The sequence below is a fragment of the Streptomyces sp. P13-3-3 genome, assembly GCF_050571355.1.
Taxonomy (GTDB): domain Bacteria; phylum Actinomycetota; class Actinomycetes; order Streptomycetales; family Streptomycetaceae; genus Streptomyces; species Streptomyces althioticus.
On record NZ_CP192228.1, the window covers coordinates 2,451,196 to 2,473,128 of the forward strand.

A 21,933-nucleotide genomic window follows, 5' to 3' on the forward strand; every position below is an offset into this window, starting at 1 on the left:
CACTCCGTACATGGACCGGAACCATTACCGCTTCCGCACCGTGTGGACGCTGTCCGCGCCCGCCGCCACCGTGTACGGCGTGCTGGAGCGGATCGAGGACTACCCCCGGTGGTGGCCGCAGGTGCGGGAGGTCGCCCGCCTCGACGACACCACCGGCATCGTCACGATCCGCTCCGTCCTTCCGTACGACCTCACCTTCACCCTGCGGGAGGGGCGGCGGGACCGGGAGAACGGCGTGCTGGAGGCCGGGCTGTCCGGCGACATCGACGGCTGGGCGCGGTGGACCGTCACCGACCTCGGCGCCCACGGCTGCGCCGCCCACTACGAGCAGGAGGTCGACGTCCGGGCGCGGCTGCTGCGGGTGCTCGCCGTCCCCGGACGGCCGCTCTTCCGCGCCAACCACGCGCTGATGCTGCGGGCCGGGCGGCGCGGACTGGCGGCGCACCTGCAAGCGGTTTGAACGAAGCGTCCCGACCCCTGTATTGTTCGGTGCGTTCCCGGGCGATTAGCTCAGTGGGAGAGCGCTTCGTTCACACCGAAGAGGTCACTGGTTCGAACCCAGTATCGCCCACGCTCGGGAGAGCGACGTGTGTCCGCCGACAACGCGGACCGCGTCGCTCTCTTCTTTTTCCCGTGCTGTCACGCCTTTTCCCGTGCTGTCACGCCGCCGCCGGCAGGTCCGGGCGCAGGGGCCAGGCCGGGTCGACGATCTCCTCCGTGCCCGTGCGCGCGAACCACGCCTGGAGGCCCCGCGCCTGTGCCGCGTGCCAGACCGCCTGCAACGTGTGCAGCTCACCGGGGGACAGCCGCTCCAGCCGGGACGCGAACCGGCGGCCCACCGCCCGCGTCACCTCCAGCGCGGCCACCGCGTCCGCCGCCGCGTCGTGCGCCTCCTCCAGCTCCACCTCGTACTGTGCGCACAGGTCGGCCAGTGTCCGGCGGCCCTTGCGGTAGCGGTCCAGGTGCTTGTCCAGCACCCGCGGGTCCAGCACCAGCAGCGGCGACCGCTCGAACCAGCGGTTCAGCGAGGACGCCCGGTGCCGGCGCAACTCGCGGTCCAGCAGCGTCAGATCGAACGGCGCGTTCATCACCACCACCGGCCGGCCCACCGCCGCCTGCTCCGACAGCGCCTGCGCCACCTCGTACATCACCGGCGCCGGCCAGCGGCCGTTGCGCTGCAGATGCTCCTCCGTCAGCCCGTGCACCTCGGTCGCCGCGGCCGGCACCGGCACGCCCGGATTCACCAGCCAGCGGGTCACCCGCGGCCGGGTGCCCGGCGCGTCCTGGACGACGAGAGCGGCCGACACGATCCGGTCGGTCTCGACGTCCACACCCGTGGTCTCCGTGTCGAAGGCGGCCAGCGGCCCCTCGTACCAGCACGTCATACCCACCAACCCCTCGCTCACCACGAGCAGTTGACGTGCCGTCCACTGCTCGCAGCGGTGATACCCGCCCCGTTTGCGCACTACGCCGGGAGGAGACAACAGGAGTACGGGTCTTTGCAGTTCAGCGACCCGAGCATGGGAATCGACTTTTCTGGAAGGCTGTTGGTCATGGCCATCGCGCAGCCCGAACGGGGCGGGCTGCTGCCGGAGCGCACACCGGCCGCTCGCGGCACCCTCGCCACCACCGCCTGCATGGAGACCTTGCAGGTCGGCTACCTCCACGCCGTCGCCGCGGCGGCGGGCTGCTCGCTGTCCCAGCCCTTCCCGGACAACGGCATCGACTGGCACGTCAGCCACAGCGCGCCCGGACACCTCGTCGACGACGAGGTCACCATCAAGGTGCAGCTCAAGGCCACGTCCCAGATCGCCCCCCACCCCCGGGGACGCTCCTTCTCCTTCACCCTGGACAACGCCCACCTGGAGAAGCTCGCCCGCACCCCGGTCTCCGTGCACAAGATCCTGGTCGTGATGCTCCTGCCGCGCTCCCAGGACGACTGGCTGCGCGCCGGACACGACCGGCTCGACCTGCGCCACTGCTGTTACTGGGTCAACCTCGCCGGACACCCCGTCACCGGCCGCCGCCGCACCACCGTACGGATCCCCACCTCACGCATCTTCGACGACCGGGCGCTGTGCGAGATCATGACGCGGGTCGGCAGGGGAGGCAGACCGTGACCCACCGCCCCACCGGCGAACCCGCCCGGCCCGTACGCCCGCACCCCGCCGACCCCTTCCCCGGCACGCGGCCTCCCGAGGCCGCCGGCGCCGACCCCGCCGTCCTCACCGCCCTGCTGCGCCGGCACGGCTGGCAGCGGCGCGGCGGCGCCCCCGGCCGTTACGGCCGCTGGGCCCCGCCAGGGCCTGGCACCGGCACCAGCCTGCTCGTCCCGGCCGGCCGCGCCTTCCCCGACAGCGAGGACCTGCTCGCCGAGGCCCTGGACGCGCTTTCCCGCAGCGGCACGCCCTCCGCCCGCGAGATCCTGCTCGCCCTCGCCGTGCCCAGCGACGAGATCCGCTGGTCACGCGACCTTCCGCCCGGTCCGGGCGACGCCGTCGCCTGGACCGCGGAGGAACAGCTGCGGACGGCCGCCCGCCGCACCCTGCTGGCCGCCGCGCTCGCCACCCGCGCCCGTGCCGGGTATCACGGCGCCCGCCACCGGCGTCCGGCCGCCGCCGCACTGGACGGCGTGCTGGTGGGCCCCGCGCCGGACGGCCGCGGCCTCACCGCCTTCGTACCCGTCGCCACCGGCCGCCCGCTCGCCGTGTGCCTGTTCCACGCCCTGTACGCCGCCCGCGAGGCCGTCGACCACAGTCGGGCCACCGGCTCCCTGGAGGCCTTCGCCACCGCCGTCGGCGCGGGCGTCAGCCACGAGCTCACCGAGGCCCTCGCCGCCCTGGTGCGGGGGACCCGGGGCGCCCGCGTCGGCGTGGACTGGGCGCCGGCGGCCGGGGTGCCCGACGGGTGCGCGGCGGCCGGGCCCGTGGAGTTCTCGCCCGGCGACCTGCCGGTGCTCCTCGAGGCCGGCCGCCTCTACCGGCGCGCCGAGCCCTCCGTCACCGTCACCGTCACCGGGGTGGTCGTGCGGATGTACCGGGCACAGGCCGGCGGCGACGGCCTGGTACGGCTGCGGGTGCTCGCGGGTGCCGAGGTCGGGCACCTCCGGGTCACTCTCGGCGAGGAGGACTACCGGATCGCCGGCCACGCCCACCTCATGGGGCTGCCGGTGCGGATGCGCGGGCGGCTGGCCGGACGCAGCGGGTTCCGGCGTCTCACCGAGGTCCGCGGGGTCGCGCCGGTCCAGGCCGACGAGGCCGAACGCGACCGGCTGCTCAAGGTGCTCCAGGAGAGCGCGGACGACTTCGGCGAGGCCTTCGGCCCGGCCCACGACGGCTGATTTCGCCTGCACGGGTCCCGGGTCGGTACGATCGCACCCATGCGTGCGCTCCGGTATGGCGCCGCGACCACAGCCTTCAGTCAGGAGAGACCGGTGTCAGACGTCCGTGTGATCATCCAACGCGATTCCGAGCGGGAAGAACGCGTGGTGACGACGGGCACTACGGCCGCCGAGCTCTTCGCCGGCGAGCGCTCGATCATCGCGGCGCGGGTGGCCGACGAGCTCAAGGACCTGTCGTACCAGGTCCAGGACGGCGAGACCGTCGAGGGCGTCGAGATCTCCTCCGAGGACGGCCTCAACATCCTGCGCCACTCCACCGCGCACGTGATGGCCCAGGCCGTGCAGGAGCTGTTCCCCGAGGCCAAGCTGGGCATCGGCCCGCCGGTCCGGGACGGCTTCTACTACGACTTCGACGTGGAGAAGCCCTTCACCCCAGAGGATCTCAAGGCCATCGAGAAGAAGATGCAGGAGATCCAGAAGCGCGGCCAGCGCTTCTCCCGCCGCGTGGTGACCGACGAGGCCGCCCGCGAGGAGCTCGCCGGCGAGCCGTACAAGCTGGAACTGATCGGCCTCAAGGGCTCCGCCTCGCACGACGACGGCGCGGACGTCGAGGTCGGCGCCGGTGAGCTGACGATCTACGACAACATCGACGCCAAGACCGGCGACCTGTGCTGGAAGGACCTCTGCCGGGGTCCCCACCTGCCCACCACCCGGAACATCCCGGCGTTCAAGCTGATGCGCAACGCGGCCGCCTACTGGCGCGGCAGCGAGAAGAACCCGATGCTCCAGCGCATCTACGGCACCGCCTGGCCCTCCAAGGAGGAGCTGAAGGCGCACCTGGAGTTCCTCGCCGAGGCCGAGAAGCGCGACCACCGCAAGCTCGGCAGCGAGCTCGACCTGTTCTCCATCCCGGAGCAGATCGGCTCCGGCCTCGCCGTCTTCCACCCCAAGGGCGGCATCATCCGCCGGGTCATGGAGGACTACTCGCGCCGCCGGCACGAGGAGGAGGGCTACGAGTTCGTCTACACCCCGCACGCGACGAAGGGGAAGCTCTTCGAGACCTCGGGCCACCTGGACTGGTACGCCGACGGCATGTACCCGCCCATGCAGCTCGACGAGGGCGTGGACTACTACCTCAAGCCCATGAACTGCCCGATGCACAACCTGATCTTCGACGCGCGCGGCCGGTCCTACCGCGAACTGCCGCTGCGCCTCTTCGAGTTCGGGACCGTGTACCGGTACGAGAAGTCGGGCGTCGTGCACGGCCTGACCCGGGCCCGCGGCTTCACCCAGGACGACGCGCACATCTACTGCACCCGCGAGCAGATGTCCGAGGAGCTCGACAAGACCCTCACCTTCGTCCTGAACCTGCTCCGCGACTACGGCCTCACCGACTTCTACCTGGAGCTGTCCACCAAGGACCCGGAGAAGTTCGTCGGCTCGGACGAGGCCTGGGAGGAGGCGACCGAGACGCTGCGCCAGGTCGCCGAGAAGCAGGGCCTGCCGCTGGTCCCGGACCCGGGCGGCGCCGCCTTCTACGGGCCGAAGATCTCCGTCCAGGCGAAGGACGCCATCGGCCGCACCTGGCAGATGTCGACCATCCAGCTCGACTTCAACCTGCCCGAGCGCTTCGACCTGGAGTACACGGCCGCGGACGGCACCAAGACCCGCCCGGTCATGATCCACCGCGCGCTGTTCGGCTCCATCGAGCGGTTCTTCGCGGTGCTCCTGGAGCACTACGCGGGTGCCTTCCCCGCCTGGCTCGCCCCGGTCCAGGCGATCGGCATCCCGATCGGCGACGCCCACGTCGAATACCTGGAGAAGTTCGCGGACGCGGCCCGCAAGCAGGGTCTGCGCGTCGAGGTCGACTCCTCCTCCGACCGGATGCAGAAGAAGATCCGCAACGCCCAGAAGCAGAAGGTTCCCTTCATGGTCATCGCGGGCGACGAGGACATGGCGAACGGCGCGGTGTCCTTCCGCTACCGCGACGGCTCGCAGGAGAACGGCATCCCCGTCGACGAGGCCATCGCCAAGATCGCGAAGGTCGTCGAGGAGCGGGCGCAGGTCTGACCCGTGCACGCGGAAGCCCCCGGGAGCGATCCCGGGGGCTTTTTGCCGCGGTCCCGCGGTCACGCCATATGCTGCACGCATGACGAGTGAGCCGGAGCAGCAGTTGGGAGTGGGGACGCAGGACGCGTTCCAGCGTCTGTGGACGCCCCACCGGATGGCCTACATCCAGGGCGAGAACAAGCCGAGCGGCCCCGGCGCCGGCGACGGCTGCCCCTTCTGTTCCCTCCCGGACCGGTCCGACGAGGACGGGCTGATCCTGCGCCGCGGGAAGCTGGTGTACGCGGTGCTCAACCTGTACCCCTACACCGGCGGCCATCTGATGACCGTGCCCTACCGGCATGTGGCCGACTACACCGAGCTCACGGTCGAGGAGACGGCGGAGCTCGCCGCGCTCACCCAGCAGGCGATGGCGGCGCTGCGCACGGCGTCGGGCGCGCACGGCTTCAACATCGGCATGAACCAGGGCACGGTCGCGGGCGCGGGCATCGCCGCCCACCTGCACCAGCACGTCGTCCCGCGCTGGGGCGGCGACACCAACTTCATGCCGGTCATCGGCCACACCAAGGTGCTGCCGCAGCTGCTGGCCGACACCCGCAAGATGCTCGCGGAGGCCTGGCCGGCGGCCTGACGCCCTCCGGGGAGGCGGGGTCCGCGGTCGCGCACCCCGCCCGTCGGCTACGCGTCGTACAGGTCGGCCTTGCTCGGTGTCGCCTCCTGCACCGCCGTGGACAGGGACGACGAGCGGGAGCCGAACTTGGTGGTGTCCACGCCGTTCTCCTCCAGCACCTTGATCGCCGCGGAGTGGACGACGCGCAGCACCGGCGTCGCCGCCCGCAGCGCGTCGTCCGCCATGAACCGGTGCCGCCAGGGCTTGTCCGCCCAGGCGTGCCGCAGCCCGAACGGCTCGGGCAGGGTCAGCTTGCCGCCGAGCCAGTACAGCAGCGGCGGGTACTTGGTCAGCGGTGCGCGGGCGGCCAGCCGTACCACCTCGTCCGAGTCGACCAGCGGGAGCTTGATCTTCCGGGTCTCCCAGAACTTGATCGACTTCTGGACCTCCTTCTCCTTCGCCGCCGGCTTGGTGGTGAAGAGGGAGTGCACCGGACCCAGGGCGTGCCCGGTGACCTCGATGCGCAGCGTCTCGTGCAGCACGGTCACGGTGATCAGCATCGTGATCACCAGCTGGCCGTCCCACAGGGTCCACTGCACGCCCAGGTAGTGCCGGTCGCCCGCGCCGAACTGCTGCTTGTTGCAGATCTCCTGCACGGCGTGCTGCTTCACCTGGTACGCCTCGACGTCCGTGCCGTCGGGCCGGGTGACCGCCGTGGCGTTCTCCCCGATGGGGGTGACGATCCAGTGGCGGATCGACGGCTTGGGGAAGCCGCCCGTGTTCAGCGGGCCGCGCTCCAGCATGCGCAGCCGGTCGTGGATCGCCTTGATGACGTCCCAGCTGCGGAACGGGTGGATCTCGCGGTCGGCGTCGGCCGGCGCCAGGTCCTCGGCGAGCTGCCAGCTGCCCCAGCGGGTGCCCATCCCGAGGATGCCCTTGGGGCCGGCGTAGAAGACGGAGTTGGACTGCTGCTCGGCGCTGAGGCGGGCCAGTGACTGGCGCAGCTGCTCGGCCGCCGTCTCGCCGGGGCTGCTCGGCACCGCCTCGGGCACCTTGGCGCCGATGCTGCTGCCCGACAGCAGACTGTCCCAGCGTTCCCGCAGGTCACGGGCGGTGCGCTCGCAGATCTGCTTGGCCCAGAACCAACCCAGCACCGGGGCCACGACCGACGCGCGCGCGTACCAGGCCCAGAACCCGGTGAACGGCATGCGCAGCAGGAACAGCACGGCCAGGGCGCCGACGCCGACCAGCAGGGCGGTGGCCAGCGCGCCGGCCCGCTTGTCGTCTCGCTTGGTCATCGTCGTGCGGATCTGGAACACCAGCAGCCACACGAGCAGGCCGGGCAGGAACAGCAGCCCGCACAGCACCATCACGGCGGTCAGCCAGTTGTCCCGCTCGCGGCGGATGCGGTGGGCCGCCAGCGCGTGCTCCACCACGACCTGGGGCTGGGTGCCGAAGGACTGGATGAGCGGGGCGCGGCCGGAGCCCAGCATCCGGTCGATGATCGCCCGGGAGAACGCCTCGCCCAGATTGGGCCGGAACAGCTTGATCCGCGGCTTGCCGACCTCCGACTTGTGCCACTCGCTGTTGGCCTTGAGTATCTCGTCGGCCTCGTTGTCCCGGTAGGCCGCCGAGGCCAGCGCGAACGTGGGTGTCTGGCCCTCGTCGCCCGTGCGCGGCACCTGCGGACCGAAGAAATCCGCGTAACCGCTCTCAACGGTCATTCCCGCCCCCGATCGCCGCGACTGTCGTCTTGCGGCCTTCCCGACTTCCGTGCTGCGCACACCTGTTGATCAGGTCTTCAGCGTATAGGCAGCCACCGCCGTCCGCCGGGGGTCGTTCCAAGCCGTTCTCCGGCACGGGGGAGATGCCGTGGGGTGAAGCGGAAGCGCGACCGCGCACACGGGCGCCCGCCGGAGTGAGCGGCGGGCGCCCGGCGCGTCAGGAGGCCGCGTGCGCCTCCCCCTTGACCCGTTCCGCGACCTGCGGCGGCATCGGTTCGTGACGGACGTAGCGGCGGCTGAAGCGCGCGGTGCCGTGCGACAGCGACCGCAGGTCGACGGCGTACCGGCCGATCTCGATCTCCGGCACCTCCGCCCGGATCAGCGTGCGTCCGCCGGGCGACTGCTCGGTGCCCAGGACCCGGCCACGGCGCCCGGACAGGTCGCTCATCACGGCGCCCACGTAGTCGTCGCCGACCAGCACGGACACCTCGGCCACCGGCTCCAGCAGATGGATCCTCGCGTCCGCGGCCGCCTCCCGCAGCGCCAGCGCGCCCGCCGTCTGGAACGCGGCGTCGGAGGAGTCCACCGAGTGCGCCTTGCCGTCCAGCAGCGTCACCCGCACGTCGACGAGCGGATGCCCCGCCGCAACTCCCTTCTGTGCCTGGGCCCTTACGCCCTTCTCCACCGACGGGACGAACTGCCGCGGCACGGCCCCGCCGACGACCTTGTCCACGAACTCGATGCCGGAGCCGTTCGGCAGCGGCTCCACCTCGATCTCACAGATCGCGAACTGCCCGTGCCCTCCGGACTGTTTGACGTGCCGGCCGCGTCCCGACGCCCTGCCGCCGAACGTCTCCCGCAGCGACACCCGGTGCGGCACCACGTCGACCTGTACGCCGTAACGGCTGCGCAGCCGCTCCAGCGCCACGTCCGCGTGGGCCTCGCCCAGACACCACAGCACCACCTGGTGGGTGTCCTGGTTCTGCTCCAGCCGCATCGTCGGGTCCTCGGCCACCAGCCGCGAGAGCCCCTGGGACAGCTTGTCCTCGTCGGCCTTGCTGTGCGCCTCGATGGCCAGCGGCAGCAGCGGGTCGGGCATCTCCCACGGCTCCATGACGAGCGGGTCGTCCTTCGAGGACAGGGTGTCGCCGGTCTCCGCGCGGGACAGTTTCGCCACGCACGCCAGGTCGCCCGCGATGACGTGCGACACGGGCCGCTGCACCTTGCCGAACGGCGTGGACAGCGCGCCGACCCGCTCGTCGACGTCGTGGTCCTCGTGGCCCCGGTCGGTCAGCCCGTGTCCGGAGACGTGCACGGTCTGGTCGGCGCGCAGCGTCCCGGAGAAGACCCGGACCAGCGACAGCCGTCCCACGTAGGGGTCGGACGACGTCTTGACGACCTCCGCGACCAGCGGCGCGTCCGGGTCGCACGGCTTCAGCTCGCGCGGCCTGCCGTCCAGCGTGGTCACCGCCGGGGTGCCGTGCTCCAGCGAGGTCGGGAACCCGCCCGTGATCAGGTCGAGCAGCTCCACCGTGCCCAGTCCCTGGCGGGCGCCGGGGGCGGCGGGCGCCGCGGCCAGGACGGGGAAGAAGACGCCCCGAGCCACGGCGCGTTCCGCGTCGTCGATCAGCGTCTTGACGTCGACGTCCTCACCGCCGAGGTAGCGGTCCATGAGGGTCTCGTCCTCGCTCTCGGAGATGATCCCCTCGATCAGCCGGCCGCGGGCCTCCTCGATCAGCGGCACCTGGTCGCCGACCGGCTCGTTCGCCACGCGCTCGCCGCCGGAGTAGTCGAACAGCTTGCGGGTCAGCAGCCCGATCAGCCCGGTCACCGGCGCGTGCCCGTCCGGACCCTCGGGACCGCGCAACGGCAGGTACAGCGGCAGCACCGCGTCCGGGTCGTCCCCGCCGAAGGTCTCCGCGCAGATCCGGGTCATCTCCTCGAAGTCGGCGCGGGCCGCCTCCAGGTGCGTGACGACGATGGCGCGCGGCATGCCGACCGCCGCGCACTCGTCCCACACCATGCGGGTCGAGCCGTCCACGCCGTCCGCGGCCGAGACGACGAAAAGGGCCGCGTCCGCCGCGCGCAGACCGGCCCTGAGCTCCCCGACGAAGTCGGCGTAGCCGGGGGTGTCCAGAAGGTTGACCTTGATGCCGTTCCACTCCACCGGCACCAGGGAGAGCTGCACCGAACGCTGTTGCCGGTGCTCGATCTCGTCGTGGTCGGAGACGGTGCCGCCGTCCTCCACGCGGCCCGCCCGGTTCACCGCCCCCGCGGTCAGCGCGAGGGCCTCCACCAGCGTCGTCTTGCCCGATCCGGAGTGGCCGACCAGCACCACGTTCCGTACGGACGTGGGACGGTCGGCCGCCTGTGCCCTGCCGGCGGCCCCGGGGTGTGTGTGCGCCTTGTCGCCCATGATCCTGCCTCCCGTGCACGGTGAGGTCACTGTGGGCGCGGACCCGTGGAAGCCTTCCCCGGACCCCGTCCGGGGGCATCGCCTGCGGTGCGGCTCCGGCGGCGCCCGCGGTCCTTCGAGCTTTCCACTCCCGTCACGGCGCGTCCATACGAAGGACGTGATCCCCGCCGCCGCCCTGCTCCCGCCGATGCTCGGCGGCGCCCGGTGCGCGGCGGTCCGGGTGCACCGCAGCCACGCCCGCGCGCGGTGACTACGATGGGCCCGCCGGTGGCCAGCAGGGGCCATACGGCCACACCGACCGTCGGGAAGGCCATGCTGAACAAGTACGCGCGTGCATTTTTCACGCGTGTCCTCACACCGTTCGCCGCGTTTCTCATCCGGCGGGGGGTCAGCCCCGACACGGTCACGCTCATCGGCACCGCGGGCGTGGTGGCCGGCGCGCTGGTGTTCTACCCGCGCGGCGAGTTCTTCTGGGGCACGGTCGTCATCACGCTGTTCGTGTTCTCCGACCTGGTCGACGGCAACATGGCGCGCCAGCTGGGCCGTTCCAGCCGCTGGGGCGCCTTCCTCGACTCCACCCTGGACCGGGTCGCCGACGGCGCGGTCTTCGGCGGCTTCGCCCTCTGGTACGCGGGCTCCGGCGACGACAACGTGCTGTGCGCGGTGTCGATCTTCTGCCTCGCCAGCGGCCAGGTGGTGTCGTACACCAAGGCGCGCGGCGAGTCGATCGGCCTGCCGGTCGCCGTCAACGGGCTGGTGGAGCGGGCCGAGCGGCTGGTGATCTCCCTCGTGGCCGCCGGGCTCGCGGGCCTGCACGCGTTCGGGGTGCCCGGCATCCAGTACCTGCTGCCGATCGCCCTGTGGGCGGTCGCCGTCGGCAGCCTCGTCACGCTGGTCCAGCGCGTGGTCACCGTGCGCCGCGAATCCGCGGAGGCGGAGGCCGCCGAGCAGCAGGCGCAGGGGAGCGAGGCCGCCCAGTGAGCGCCCGGGAGCGGCTCACCGACGCCCTGTACGGCGCGGGCTGGGGCACCGTGAAGAAGCTGCCCGAGCCGGTCGCGGTGCGCCTCGGGCGGACCATCGCCGACGTCGTCTGGAAGCAGCGCGGCAAGGGCGTGCTGCGGCTGGAGAGCAACTACGCGCGCGTGGTGCCCGACGCGGGCCCCGAGCGGCTCGCCGAGCTGTCCCGCGCGGGGATGCGGTCGTACCTGCGGTACTGGATGGAGTCCTTCCGGCTGCCCGCCTGGAGCCCGGAGCGCATCGCCGACTCCTTCACCGCGAAGGACCTGCACCACCTCACCGAGGGCATGGCGGCCGGCAAGGGCGTGATCCTCGCGCTGCCGCACCTCGCCAACTGGGACCTCGCCGGCGCCTGGGTCACCACCAAGCTCGGCATACCGTTCACCACCGTCGCCGAGCGCCTCAAGCCGGAGACGCTGTACGACCGGTTCGTCGCCTACCGCGAGGGCCTCGGCATGGAGGTCCTCCCGCACAGCGGCGGCTCCGCCTTCGGCACACTCGCCCGGCGGCTGCGCGACGGCGGCCTGGTCTGCCTGGTCGCCGACCGTGACCTGTCCGCGTCCGGCGTCGAGGTGAGCTTCTTCGGCCACGCCGCCCGCATGCCCGCGGGGCCCGCCCTGCTGGCCCAGCACACCGGCGCGCGGCTGCTGCCCGTGACCCTCTGGTACGACGGGTCGCCCGTGATGCGGGGCCGCGTGCATCCCCCGGTCGAGGTTCCCGCGTCAGGTACGCGCGCCGAGAAGACGTCTGTGATGACACAGGCGCTGGCCGACGCCTTCGCCACGGGAATCGCCGAGCATCCGGAGGACTGGCACATGCTTCAGCGCTTGTGGACCGAGGACCTCGACCCCGCGCACGCCCCCGAGCGCGACCGGGAGGGCACGGCGTGAGGATCGGCATCGTCTGCCCGTACTCCTGGGACGTGCCGGGCGGCGTCCAGTTCCACATCCGTGACCTGGCCGAGTACTTCATCCGCCAGGGACACGAGGTGTCCGTCCTCGCCCCGGCCGACGACGACACCCCGCTGCCCCCGTACGTCGTCTCCGCGGGCCGGGCGGTGCCCGTGCCGTACAACGGCTCGGTGGCCCGGCTGAACTTCGGGTTCCTGTCGGCCGCGCGGGTACGGCGCTGGCTGCACGACGGCTCCTTCGACGTGGTGCACATCCACGAGCCGTCCTCGCCGTCGCTGGGTCTGCTGACCTGCTGGGCGGCGCAGGGCCCGCTGGTGGCGACCTTCCACACCTCCAACCCGCGCTCCAAGGCGATGATCGCCGCGTACGCCATCCTCCAGGCGGCCCTGGAGAAGATCAGCGCGCGGATCGCGGTGAGCGAGTACGCCCGGCGCACGTTGGTGGAGCACCTGGGCGGGGACGCCGTCGTCATCCCCAACGGCGTCGACGTCGACTTCTTCGCCAAGGCCGAGCCGAGACCCGAGTGGCAGGGCGGCACCATCGGTTTCATCGGCCGCATCGACGAGCCCCGCAAGGGCCTGCCGGTGCTGATGCGGGCGCTGCCGAAGATCCTCGCGGCCCGGCCGCGGACGCGGCTGCTGGTCGCAGGCCGGGGCGACGAGAAGGAGGCCGTGGAGGACCTGCCGAGGGAACTCCGCTCGCGGGTCGAGTTCCTCGGCATGATCAGTGACGAGGACAAGGCGCGGCTGCTGCGCAGCGTGGACCTGTACGTGGCGCCCAACACGGGCGGCGAGAGCTTCGGCATCATCCTGGTCGAGGCGATGTCGGCGGGGGCGCCGGTGCTGGCCTCCGACCTCGACGCCTTCGCCCAGGTCCTCGACCAGGGCGCGGCGGGTGAGCTGTTCGCCAACGAGGACGCGGACGCGCTCGCGGACGCGGCGGTGCGGCTGCTGGGCGATCCCGAGCGCCGGGAGGAACTCCGCGCGCGGGGGAGTGCGCATGTGCGCCGCTTCGACTGGTCGACGGTCGGGGCGGACATCCTCTCCGTCTACGAGACGGTCACGGCGGGCGCGGCGGCGGTGGCGACGGACGACAGGGCGACGGGCCTGAGGGCCCGCCTGGGCCTGGCCCGGGACTGAACGCCCCCCAGGGGCGCGGGGAACTGCGCGCTCAGCCCCTGATCGGCTGCACTCGGCGTGCGACGTTGCGAGGCACTTTCTCAGCCGCGGGTACGGCGCTGGACGCGAGGCCCGCCGGGAGGGTGCCGCCTGCGCCCACCCGTGCCGCCCCAAGCGGCACGACTGCCCGCAGTCAGGCGCCCTCAAGGGGCGCGGGGAACTGCGCGATCAGCCCCTGATCGGCTGCACTCGGCGTGCGACGTTGCGAGGCACTCTCTCAGCCGCGGGTACGGCGCTGGACGCGAGGCCCGCCGGGAGGGTGCCGCCTGCGCCCACCCGTGCCGCCCCAAGCGGCACGACTGCCCGCAGTCAGGCGCCCTCAAGGGGCGCGGGGAACTGCGCGCTCAGCCCCCGACAGGCTGCACTCGGCGTGCGACGTTGCGCGGCACCCCGTGCGCCGCGGGTACGGCGCCTTCGGTGAGGCCCGCCGGGAGGGTGCCGCCTGCGCCCACCCGTGCCGCCCCAAGCGGCACGACTGCCCGCAGCCGGCGGCGCCCCGAGGGGCGCGGGGAACTGCGCGATCAGCCCGCGACGGGCCGCACCCGGCGGCGTACAAAAGGGGCGCGGGGAACTGCGCGAGCGGCCACCGACGGTCCGCACCCGGTGTCGCGGGGCCGCCCCGGGGCGCAGCCCCGCGACAGGACCCGGCGCCGCCGGTACTAGCCTTGCCGCCCGTGACCCCAACCCTCATCTGGATCGTCGTCGGACTCGTCGCCGTCGGCCTGTACCTCAGCTGGACGGCCGGGCGCCTGGACCGCCTGCACGCCCGGATCGACGCCGCCCGCGCCGCGCTCGACGCGCAACTCCTGCGCCGCGCCTCCGTGGCGCAGGAACTGGCCACCTCCGGCGTGCTCGACCCCGCCGCCTCGATCGTGCTGTACGAGGCGGCCCACGCGGCCCGGCAGGCCGTGGAGGAGCAGCGGGAGGTCGCCGAGAGCGAGCTCACCCAGGCGCTGCGCGCGGTGTTCGCCGACGCCCAGCAGGTGGACGCGGTCAGGGAGGCGCCCGGGGGAGAGGAGGCCGCCCTCGAACTCGCCGAGGCCGTCCGCAGGGTCCCGATGGCCCGCCGCTTCCACAACGACGCCGTCCGCGCCGCCCGCGCCCTGCGGCTGCACCGCAAGGTGCGCTGGTTCCGGCTGGCCGGGCACGCCCCGTTCCCGATGGCGTTCGAGATGGACGACGAGCCGCCCGCGGCGCTGATCGAGCGGGCCGCCTGACAGCGGTTTCCGGCCACCCGGCCCGTCGCCCCCGACCGAAAACGAGCCACCGGCTCATCATTGGCCCTTGCTGTGGCCTGCTCCGGTCACGTTTCCTCAGTGCTGCAGAATCCCCCTCACCTCAGCGAGGTCATTCGTGTCCAGCACGCTCTCCGAAAACCAGGGTCCCGAGACCGGCACCGCGCGCGTGAAGCGCGGCATGGCCGAGCAGCTCAAGGGCGGCGTGATCATGGACGTCGTCACGCCCGAGCAGGCGAAGATCGCCGAGGACGCGGGCGCCGTCGCCGTCATGGCCCTGGAGCGCGTCCCCGCCGACATCCGCAAGGACGGCGGTGTGGCCCGCATGTCCGACCCGGACATGATCGAGGGCATCATCGACGCCGTGTCCATCCCGGTGATGGCGAAGTCCCGCATCGGCCACTTCGTCGAGGCCCAGGTGCTCCAGTCCCTCGGCGTCGACTACATCGACGAGTCCGAGGTGCTCACCCCGGCCGACGAGGTCAACCACTCGGACAAGTGGGCGTTCACCACCCCCTTCGTCTGCGGCGCCACCAACCTGGGCGAGGCCCTGCGCCGCATCGCCGAGGGCGCCGCGATGATCCGCTCCAAGGGCGAGGCCGGCACCGGCAACGTCGTCGAGGCCGTCCGCCACCTGCGCCAGATCAAGAACGAGATCGCCCGCCTGCGCGGCTACGACAACAACGAGCTGTACGCCGCGGCCAAGGAGCTGCGCGCCCCGTACGAGCTGGTCAAGGAGGTCGCCGAGCTGGGCAAGCTGCCCGTCGTGCTGTTCTCCGCCGGCGGTGTGGCCACCCCGGCCGACGCCGCGCTGATGCGCCAGCTCGGCGCCGAGGGCGTCTTCGTCGGCTCCGGCATCTTCAAGTCCGGCGACCCCGCCAAGCGCGCCGCGGCCATCGTCAAGGCGACCACCTTCTACGACGACCCGAAGATCGTCGCGGACGCGTCCCGCAACCTGGGCGAGGCCATGGTCGGCATCAACTGCGACACCCTGCCCGAGACCGAGCGCTACGCCAACCGGGGCTGGTGATGACCGCTCCCGTGATCGGAGTGCTCGCACTCCAGGGCGACGTACGGGAGCACCTGACGGCCCTGGCCGCGGCGGAGGCCGAGGCCGGGTCCGTCCGCCGCCCCGAGGAACTCGCCGAGGTCGACGGCCTGGTGATCCCGGGCGGGGAGTCCACCACGATCTCCAAACTGGCCGTGCTCTTCGGCCTGATGGAGCCCCTGCGCGCCCGCGTCCGCGCCGGGATGCCCGTCTACGGCACCTGCGCCGGCATGATCATGCTCGCCGACAAGATCCTCGACCCGCGCTCCGGGCAGGAGACCGTCGGCGGCATCGACATGATCGTGCGCCGCAACGCCTTCGGACGGCAGAACGAGTCCTTCGAGGCCGCCGTCGAGGTCAAGGGCGTTCCCGGGGAACCCGTCGAGGGGGTCTTCATCCGCGCCCCCTGGGTGGAGTCCGTCGGCGCGTCCGCCGAGGTGCTCGCCGAGCACGGCGGACACATCGTCGCGGTCCGCCAGGGCAACGCGCTGGCGACGTCCTTCCACCCCGAGCTGACCGGGGACCACCGGGTGCACCGCCTCTTCACCGACATGGTGCGGGCGTACCGGCGGGGCGAGTCCTTGTAGGATTCCTGCGTTCGTTGCAGAGATGGGTTACGCGAAGGAGACAGGCAGATGTCCGGCCACTCTAAATGGGCCACGACGAAGCACAAGAAGGCCGTGATCGACGCCAAGCGCGGCAAGCTCTTCGCGAAGCTCATCAAGAACATCGAGGTCGCGGCCCGGATGGGCGGAGCCGACCCCGAAGGCAACCCGACGCTGTACGACGCCATCCAGAAGGCGAAGAAGCAGTCGGTGCCCAACAAGAACATCGACTCCGCGGTCAAGCGCGGCGCGGGCCTCGAGGCCGGCGGCGCCGACTACGAGACGATCATGTACGAGGGCTACGGCCCCAACGGCGTCGCGGTGCTCATCGAGTGCCTCACCGACAACCGCAACCGCGCCGCCTCGGACGTGCGCGTCGCGATGACCCGCAACGGCGGCTCCATGGCCGACCCGGGTTCGGTGTCGTACCTGTTCAACCGCAAGGGCGTGGTGATCGTCCCCAAGGGCGAGCTGAGCGAGGACGACGTCCTCGCCGCCGTGCTCGACGCGGGCGCCGAGGAGGTCAACGACCTCGGTGAGTCCTTCGAGGTGCTCAGCGAGGCCACCGACCTGGTCGCCGTGCGCACCGCGCTGCAGGACGCCGGCATCGACTACGAGTCGGCCGACGCCAACTTCGTCCCGACGATGCAGGTCGAGCTGGACGAGGAGGGCGCCAAGAAGATCTTCAAGCTCATCGACGCGCTGGAGGACAGCGACGACGTGCAGAACGTCTTCGCCAACTTCGACGTGAGCGACGAGATCATGGAGAAGGTCGACGCCTGACGCGTATCGGGGCGGCGGGCCGACGGGACACACACCCCATCGGCCCGCCGCTTTGTCGGTGGCACCCGATAGCCTGCACAAACAGGTGATCGAGCAAGGGGGCGACGCGTGCGCGTGCTGGGGGTGGACCCGGGACTGACCCGGTGCGGTGTCGGCGTCGTCGAAGGGGTCGCGGGACGCCCGCTGACCATGCTCGGCGTGGGCGTCGTCCGCACGCCCGCCGACGCCGACCTCGGACACCGCCTGGTCGCCGTCGAGCAGGGCCTGGAGCAGTGGCTCGACGAGCATCGCCCGGAGTTCGTCGCCGTGGAGCGCGTCTTCAGTCAGCACAACGTGCGCACGGTGATGGGCACCGCCCAGGCCAGCGCCGTCGCCATCCTCTGCGCCTCCCGCCGCGGCATCCCCGTCGCGCTGCACACACCCAGCGAGGTCAAGGCCGCCGTCACCGGCTCGGGCCGCGCCGACAAGGCCCAGGTCGGGGCCATGGTGACCCGCCTGCTGCGGCTCGACGCACCGCCCAAGCCGGCCGACGCCGCCGACGCCCTCGCGCTCGCCATCTGCCACATCTGGCGCGCCCCCGCCCAGAACCGCCTCCAGCAGGCCGTCGCCGCCCACGCGGCGCGGACCCCGCCGACCACCCCCCGGGCCCCCGCGGCCCGCCACACATCGAAAGGCCGTACGGCATGATCGCCTTCGTCAGCGGCACGGTCGCCGCCCTCAGCCCCGACACCGCGGTGGTCGAGGTCGGCGGCGTCGGCATGGCCGTCCGGTGCACGCCGGACACGCTGTCCACCCTGCGCGTCGGACAGCCGGCGAAGCTCGCGACCTCCCTCGTCGTCCGCGAGGACTCGCTCACGCTGTACGGCTTCGCCGACGAGGACGGCCGCCAGGTCTTCGAGCTGCTCCAGACCGCCAGCGGCGTCGGCCCCCGGCTCGCCCAGGCCATGCTCGCCGTGCACAGCCCCGACGCCCTGCGCCGCGCCGTGGCCACCGGTGACGAGAAGGCGCTGACCGCCGTCCCCGGCATCGGCAAGAAGGGCGCCCAGAAGCTCCTCCTCGAACTGAAGGACCGGCTCGGCGAGCCCACCGGCGCCCCCGCGGTCGGCGCGCCCGTCACCTCCGGCTGGCGCGACCAGCTGCACGCCGCCCTCATCGGACTGGGGTACGCGACCCGTGAGGCCGACGAAGCCGTGGCCGCGGTGACCCCCCAGGCGGAGGCCGCCGAGGGCGCCGTACCGGTGGGGCAGCTGCTCAAGGCGGCCCTCCAGACGCTGAACCGCGCCCGATGACCGCGGACCGCGACCGCCGCCCGAGGGCCCACGACCGCGCCCGAGTCCGCACGGAGAGCTGAGGCACACGCACATGAACTGGGACGACACGAACGACACCGCCGCCTCCGAGCGGCTGGTGGAATCGGTCGCCGACCGCGAGGACCAGGCCGTCGAGGCCGCGCTGCGCCCCAAGGACCTGGGCGAGTTCATCGGCCAGGAGAAGGTCCGCGAGCAGCTCGACCTGGTGCTGCGCGCCGCCCGCGCCCGCGGCGCCACCGCCGACCACGTGCTGCTCTCCGGCGCCCCCGGCCTCGGCAAGACCACCCTCTCCATGATCATCGCGGCCGAGATGGAAGCCCCCATCCGCATCACCTCGGGCCCCGCCATCCAGCACGCGGGCGACCTCGCGGCGATCCTGTCCTCCCTCCAGGAGGGCGAGGTCCTCTTCCTCGACGAGATCCACCGCATGTCGCGGCCCGCCGAGGAGATGCTGTACATGGCGATGGAGGACTTCCGCGTCGACGTGATCGTCGGCAAGGGCCCGGGCGCCACCGCCATCCCGCTGGAGCTGCCGCCCTTCACCCTGGTCGGCGCCACCACCCGGGCCGGCCTGCTGCCGCCCCCGCTGCGCGACCGCTTCGGCTTCACCGCGCACATGGAGTTCTACGAGCCGGGCGAGCTGGAGCGGGTCGTCCACCGCTCGGCGGCCCTGCTCGACGTGGAGATCGACGCGGCGGGCGCCGCCGAGATCGCCGGACGCTCCCGCGGCACGCCCCGCATCGCCAACCGCCTGCTGCGCCGGGTCCGGGACTACGCGCAGGTCAAGGCGGACGGCCGGATCACCCAGGACGTCGCCGCCGCGGCCCTCGCGGTGTACGAGGTGGACGCCCGGGGCCTGGACCGGCTGGACCGGGCGGTGCTGGAGGCGCTGCTGAAGCTGTTCGGCGGCGGCCCGGTCGGCCTGTCCACGCTCGCCGTCGCGGTGGGGGAGGAGCGTGAGACCGTGGAGGAGGTGGCCGAGCCCTTCCTGGTGCGGGAGGGCCTGCTCGCCCGTACCCCGCGGGGACGGGTGGCGACGCCCGCGGCGTGGTCGCATCTCGGCCTCACGCCGCCGCGCTCCCAGGCCGCCGGAAACGGACAAGGGGACCTGTTCGGGGCGTGACGGCGAGCACGCTGGCCCGGGCAGGAACCCCGGTGCCATGCTGAGCGTTGTTCCGGTGGTGCGGACTCGCTTAGACTCCGCCGATGCCGCCCTTGTCGGCGGCGCCACATACCCCCAACCATCAGGCCGTTCACCATCGCGGTCGTGTGAAGGAAGTTCCGACCCGTGAGTCTCCTGACCCTCCTCCCGTTCATTGTGCTCATCGGGGCCATGTTCCTGATGACCCGGTCGGCCAAGAAGAAGCAGCAGCAGGCCATCGAGATGCGGAACCAGATGCAGCCCGGTTCCGGCGTCCGCACGATCGGGGGCATGTACGCCACGGTCAAGGAGGTCAGCGAGGACACCGTCCTCCTCGACGCCGGGCCGGGTGTGGAGCTGCTGTTCGCCAAGAACTCGATCGGTGCCGTCCTGACCGACGAGGAGTACAACCGCATCGTGCACGGCATCGAGCACGACCTGCAGTCCGACGCCGACGTCGTCCCCGACGACGCCTCCTCCCTCACCGAGACCGACGACTCCTCCGACGCTGCCGCCGCCTCCGACGACACGCCTGTCGACCTCGGCAAGAAGGACGCGGCCGACGAGCCGGCGGACGAGCCCGCCGACGCCACGGCGGACGCGCGGTCGAAGAAGTCCGACGGCGAGACCGACGCGAAGTAGCCGTGTTCCCGGGGCGCGCGGGTGAGGCCCGCGCGCCCCGGGACATGCCCGGCTCGCACGGGATCCCGACACCATGTCATGGCCACCCGCCCCCTGACCGGGGACGAGGCGGCCCGAGAGGGAGTACGAGAAGGTGGCAGCACTCAAAAAGGGACGGAACGCGAGCGCCACAAGCAAGCCGTGGCGCTCGCTGGCTCTGATCCTGATCGCCATCGTGGCGCTCACCGGAGGGATGTTCGCCTCCGGGCACACCACTCCGCGTCTCGGCATCGACCTGGCCGGCGGAACGAGCATCACGCTGGCTGCGGTCCCCGAGGCGGGCCAGGAGTCCGCGATCAACAAGACCAACATGGACACCGCGGTCTCCATCATGGAGCGGCGTGTCAACGGTCTGGGCGTCTCCGAGGCCGAGGTCCAGACGCAGGGCGACCGCAACATCATCGTCAACATTCCCAAGGGCACGAATTCCAAGCAGGCCCGGGAACAGGTCGGCACCACCGCCAAGCTCTACTTCCGTCCCGTGATCGCCACCGAGCTGGCCGAGGGCGGCGCCGCCCCCCAGCCCAGCGCGACCGGCGAGCCCTCCGCCGACCCCTCCGGCGACACGTCCGGCGACAAGGCGACGGACGGCGCGAGCCAGGAGGCCACCGACGGCTCCTCGGCGTCCGCCGACCCCTCGGCGAGCGCCACCACCCAGGGCCGCGCGGTCACCGACGCCCTGAAGGCCGACGAGAGCCCGGCCGCCACGGACAAGGCCAGCCCCTCCCCGTCCGCGACGGGCGGCGCCGCCGACCCCGACGCGAAGCTCCAGGAGGCGTACGCCAAGCTCGACTGCACCAAGGAGGACGTCCGCGCCACCGCCGGTGACGGCGCCAAGGCCACCGAGTCCACGGTCGCCTGCGGCCAGAACTCCCAGGGTCAGTGGCAGAAGTACATCCTCGGCCCGGCCGCCGTCGACGGCACCGACGTCGACGAGGCCGACGCCGTCCTGAACACCACCTCCGGCGCCGGCTGGACCGTGACCATGAAGTTCACGGGCGAGGGCTCCAAGAAGTTCGCCGACATCACCGGCCAGCTCGCGCAGAAGCAGTCCCCGCAGAACCAGTTCGCGATCGTCCTGGACGGCGAGGTCGTCTCCGACCCGTACGTCCGGCAGGCCCTGACCGGCGGCAACGCCGAGATCTCCGGCAACTTCAACCAGCAGTCGGCGCAGGACCTCGCCAACATGCTGTCCTACGGCGCCCTGCCCCTGACCTTCCGCGAGGACAGCGTCACCACCGTCACCGCCGCCCTCGGCGGCGAGCAGCTCGAGGCCGGTCTGATCGCCGGCGCCATCGGCCTCGCGCTGGTGATCCTGTACCTGCTCTTCTACTACCGGGGTCTGTCGTTCATCGCCATCGCGTCGCTGGGGGTCTCCGCGGCCCTCACCTACGTGATCATGGCGCTGCTCGGCCCGACCATCGGCTTCGCGCTGAACCTGCCGGCCGTCTGCGGCGCCATCGTTGCCATCGGCATCACGGCGGACTCGTTCATCGTCTACTTCGAACGGGTCCGGGACGAGATCCGCGAGGGCCGCTCCCTGCGCCCCTCCGTGGAGCGGGCCTGGCCGCGCGCCCGGCGCACCATCCTGGTCTCCGACTTCGTGTCCTTCCTCGCCGCCGCGGTGCTCTTCGTGGTCACCGTCGGCAAGGTGCAGGGCTTCGCGTTCACCCTGGGCCTGACCACCGTCCTCGACGTCGTGGTGGTGTTCCTCTTCACCAAGCCGCTGCTGACGCTGATGGCCCGCCGCAAGTTCTTCGCGAGCGGCCACAAGTGGTCCGGTCTCGACCCGAAGGCGCTGGGCGCGAAACCGCCGCTGCGCCGCACCCGTCGTCCCTCCGCCCCTGCCCAGACGAAGGAGGCGTGA

At 72.1% G+C, this 21,933-nt stretch carries 20 protein-coding genes and 1 tRNA gene; 18 read left to right on the forward strand and 3 right to left on the reverse strand.

Annotation, left to right across the window (positions count from 1 at the left end):
• Window positions 1–10: 10 nt before the first annotated feature.
• Together ACQZOG_RS11120 and ACQZOG_RS11125 are read left to right on the forward strand one after the other, a co-directional pair.
• The gene (locus tag ACQZOG_RS11120) at window positions 11–460 is read left to right on the forward strand and encodes an SRPBCC family protein (RefSeq protein ID WP_033275188.1); all 450 of its coding nucleotides are present in this window, start codon (window positions 11–13) and stop codon (window positions 458–460) included.
• A 39-nt stretch (window positions 461–499) separates the two neighbouring features.
• Window positions 500–571 (forward strand) — tRNA-Val (locus ACQZOG_RS11125).
• A gap of 88 nt (window positions 572–659) precedes the next feature.
• Here the strand turns inward: ACQZOG_RS11125 and ACQZOG_RS11130 are convergent.
• The gene (locus tag ACQZOG_RS11130; protein ID WP_359519876.1) at window positions 660–1,385 is read right to left on the reverse strand and encodes a 3'-5' exonuclease; all 726 of its coding nucleotides are present in this window, start codon (window positions 1,383–1,385) and stop codon (window positions 660–662) included.
• Window positions 1,386–1,553: 168 nt separating this feature from the next.
• Between ACQZOG_RS11130 and ACQZOG_RS11135 the strand changes: the two genes are divergently transcribed.
• From ACQZOG_RS11135 to ACQZOG_RS11150, 4 genes are all read left to right on the forward strand, one after another.
• Complete coding sequence (locus ACQZOG_RS11135) at window positions 1,554–2,120, forward strand: DUF4365 domain-containing protein (RefSeq protein ID WP_037638619.1); 567 nt, start codon at window positions 1,554–1,556, stop codon at window positions 2,118–2,120.
• Entirely contained in the window at window positions 2,117–3,340 is a 1,224-nt protein-coding gene (locus tag ACQZOG_RS11140; protein ID WP_430741477.1) for a hypothetical protein, read from the forward strand. The genes ACQZOG_RS11135 and ACQZOG_RS11140 overlap by 4 nt, the downstream gene beginning before the upstream one ends.
• 93 nt (window positions 3,341–3,433) lie before the next feature.
• The gene (thrS, locus tag ACQZOG_RS11145) at window positions 3,434–5,410 is read left to right on the forward strand and encodes a threonine--tRNA ligase (protein WP_163091102.1); all 1,977 of its coding nucleotides are present in this window, start codon (window positions 3,434–3,436) and stop codon (window positions 5,408–5,410) included.
• Window positions 5,411–5,489: 79 nt separating this feature from the next.
• Entirely contained in the window at window positions 5,490–6,038 is a 549-nt protein-coding gene (locus ACQZOG_RS11150; RefSeq protein ID WP_163091103.1) for an HIT family protein, read from the forward strand.
• Window positions 6,039–6,085: 47 nt separating this feature from the next.
• Here ACQZOG_RS11150 and ACQZOG_RS11155 read toward each other — a convergent pair whose 3' ends face one another.
• The gene (locus tag ACQZOG_RS11155; protein ID WP_033275067.1) at window positions 6,086–7,741 is read right to left on the reverse strand and encodes a hypothetical protein; all 1,656 of its coding nucleotides are present in this window, start codon (window positions 7,739–7,741) and stop codon (window positions 6,086–6,088) included.
• A gap of 217 nt (window positions 7,742–7,958) precedes the next feature.
• Window positions 7,959–10,157, reverse strand: a complete 2,199-nt coding sequence (locus ACQZOG_RS11160; protein ID WP_430741478.1) for an elongation factor G-like protein EF-G2 — start codon at window positions 10,155–10,157, stop codon at window positions 7,959–7,961.
• Window positions 10,158–10,412: 255 nt separating this feature from the next.
• Here ACQZOG_RS11160 and pgsA point away from each other — a divergent pair, with 255 nt between their 5' ends.
• From pgsA to secD, 12 genes are all read left to right on the forward strand, one after another.
• Complete coding sequence (gene pgsA, locus ACQZOG_RS11165) at window positions 10,413–11,138, forward strand: phosphatidylinositol phosphate synthase (protein ID WP_033275189.1); 726 nt, start codon at window positions 10,413–10,415, stop codon at window positions 11,136–11,138.
• Window positions 11,135–12,064: a phosphatidylinositol mannoside acyltransferase gene (locus ACQZOG_RS11170; protein ID WP_351034640.1), complete on the forward strand. Its 930-nt coding sequence runs from the start codon at window positions 11,135–11,137 to the stop codon at window positions 12,062–12,064. Before pgsA ends, ACQZOG_RS11170 begins: the two co-directional genes overlap by 4 nt.
• Window positions 12,061–13,224, forward strand: coding sequence for a glycosyltransferase family 4 protein (locus ACQZOG_RS11175; RefSeq protein ID WP_191882543.1), 1,164 nt, complete (start codon window positions 12,061–12,063; stop codon window positions 13,222–13,224). Before ACQZOG_RS11170 ends, ACQZOG_RS11175 begins: the two co-directional genes overlap by 4 nt.
• A gap of 713 nt (window positions 13,225–13,937) precedes the next feature.
• Window positions 13,938–14,480, forward strand: coding sequence for a membrane protein (locus ACQZOG_RS11180; protein WP_037638604.1), 543 nt, complete (start codon window positions 13,938–13,940; stop codon window positions 14,478–14,480).
• Between the two features lie 136 nt (window positions 14,481–14,616).
• The gene (gene pdxS, locus ACQZOG_RS11185) at window positions 14,617–15,528 is read left to right on the forward strand and encodes a pyridoxal 5'-phosphate synthase lyase subunit PdxS (RefSeq protein ID WP_033275072.1); all 912 of its coding nucleotides are present in this window, start codon (window positions 14,617–14,619) and stop codon (window positions 15,526–15,528) included.
• Complete coding sequence (gene pdxT / locus ACQZOG_RS11190; protein WP_230227330.1) at window positions 15,528–16,133, forward strand: pyridoxal 5'-phosphate synthase glutaminase subunit PdxT; 606 nt, start codon at window positions 15,528–15,530, stop codon at window positions 16,131–16,133. Before pdxS ends, pdxT begins: the two co-directional genes overlap by 1 nt.
• 48 nt (window positions 16,134–16,181) lie before the next feature.
• The gene (locus ACQZOG_RS11195; protein WP_033275074.1) at window positions 16,182–16,934 is read left to right on the forward strand and encodes a YebC/PmpR family DNA-binding transcriptional regulator; all 753 of its coding nucleotides are present in this window, start codon (window positions 16,182–16,184) and stop codon (window positions 16,932–16,934) included.
• 108 nt (window positions 16,935–17,042) lie between these two features.
• Window positions 17,043–17,621 (forward strand): crossover junction endodeoxyribonuclease RuvC, encoded by a 579-nt coding sequence (gene ruvC, locus ACQZOG_RS11200; RefSeq protein WP_391605494.1) that lies wholly within the window; start codon window positions 17,043–17,045, stop codon window positions 17,619–17,621.
• On the forward strand, window positions 17,618–18,223 hold the full coding sequence (gene ruvA / locus ACQZOG_RS11205; RefSeq protein WP_033275075.1) for a Holliday junction branch migration protein RuvA: 606 nt from the start codon (window positions 17,618–17,620) through the stop codon (window positions 18,221–18,223). The genes ruvC and ruvA overlap by 4 nt, the downstream gene beginning before the upstream one ends.
• Before the next feature lie 73 nt (window positions 18,224–18,296).
• Complete coding sequence (ruvB, locus tag ACQZOG_RS11210) at window positions 18,297–19,367, forward strand: Holliday junction branch migration DNA helicase RuvB (RefSeq protein WP_033275076.1); 1,071 nt, start codon at window positions 18,297–18,299, stop codon at window positions 19,365–19,367.
• Window positions 19,368–19,532: 165 nt separating this feature from the next.
• A complete protein-coding gene (yajC, locus tag ACQZOG_RS11215; RefSeq protein WP_033275077.1) occupies window positions 19,533–20,027 on the forward strand; it encodes a preprotein translocase subunit YajC in 495 nt (164 codons plus the stop codon).
• A gap of 133 nt (window positions 20,028–20,160) precedes the next feature.
• A complete protein-coding gene (secD, locus tag ACQZOG_RS11220; protein ID WP_033275078.1) occupies window positions 20,161–21,933 on the forward strand; it encodes a protein translocase subunit SecD in 1,773 nt (590 codons plus the stop codon).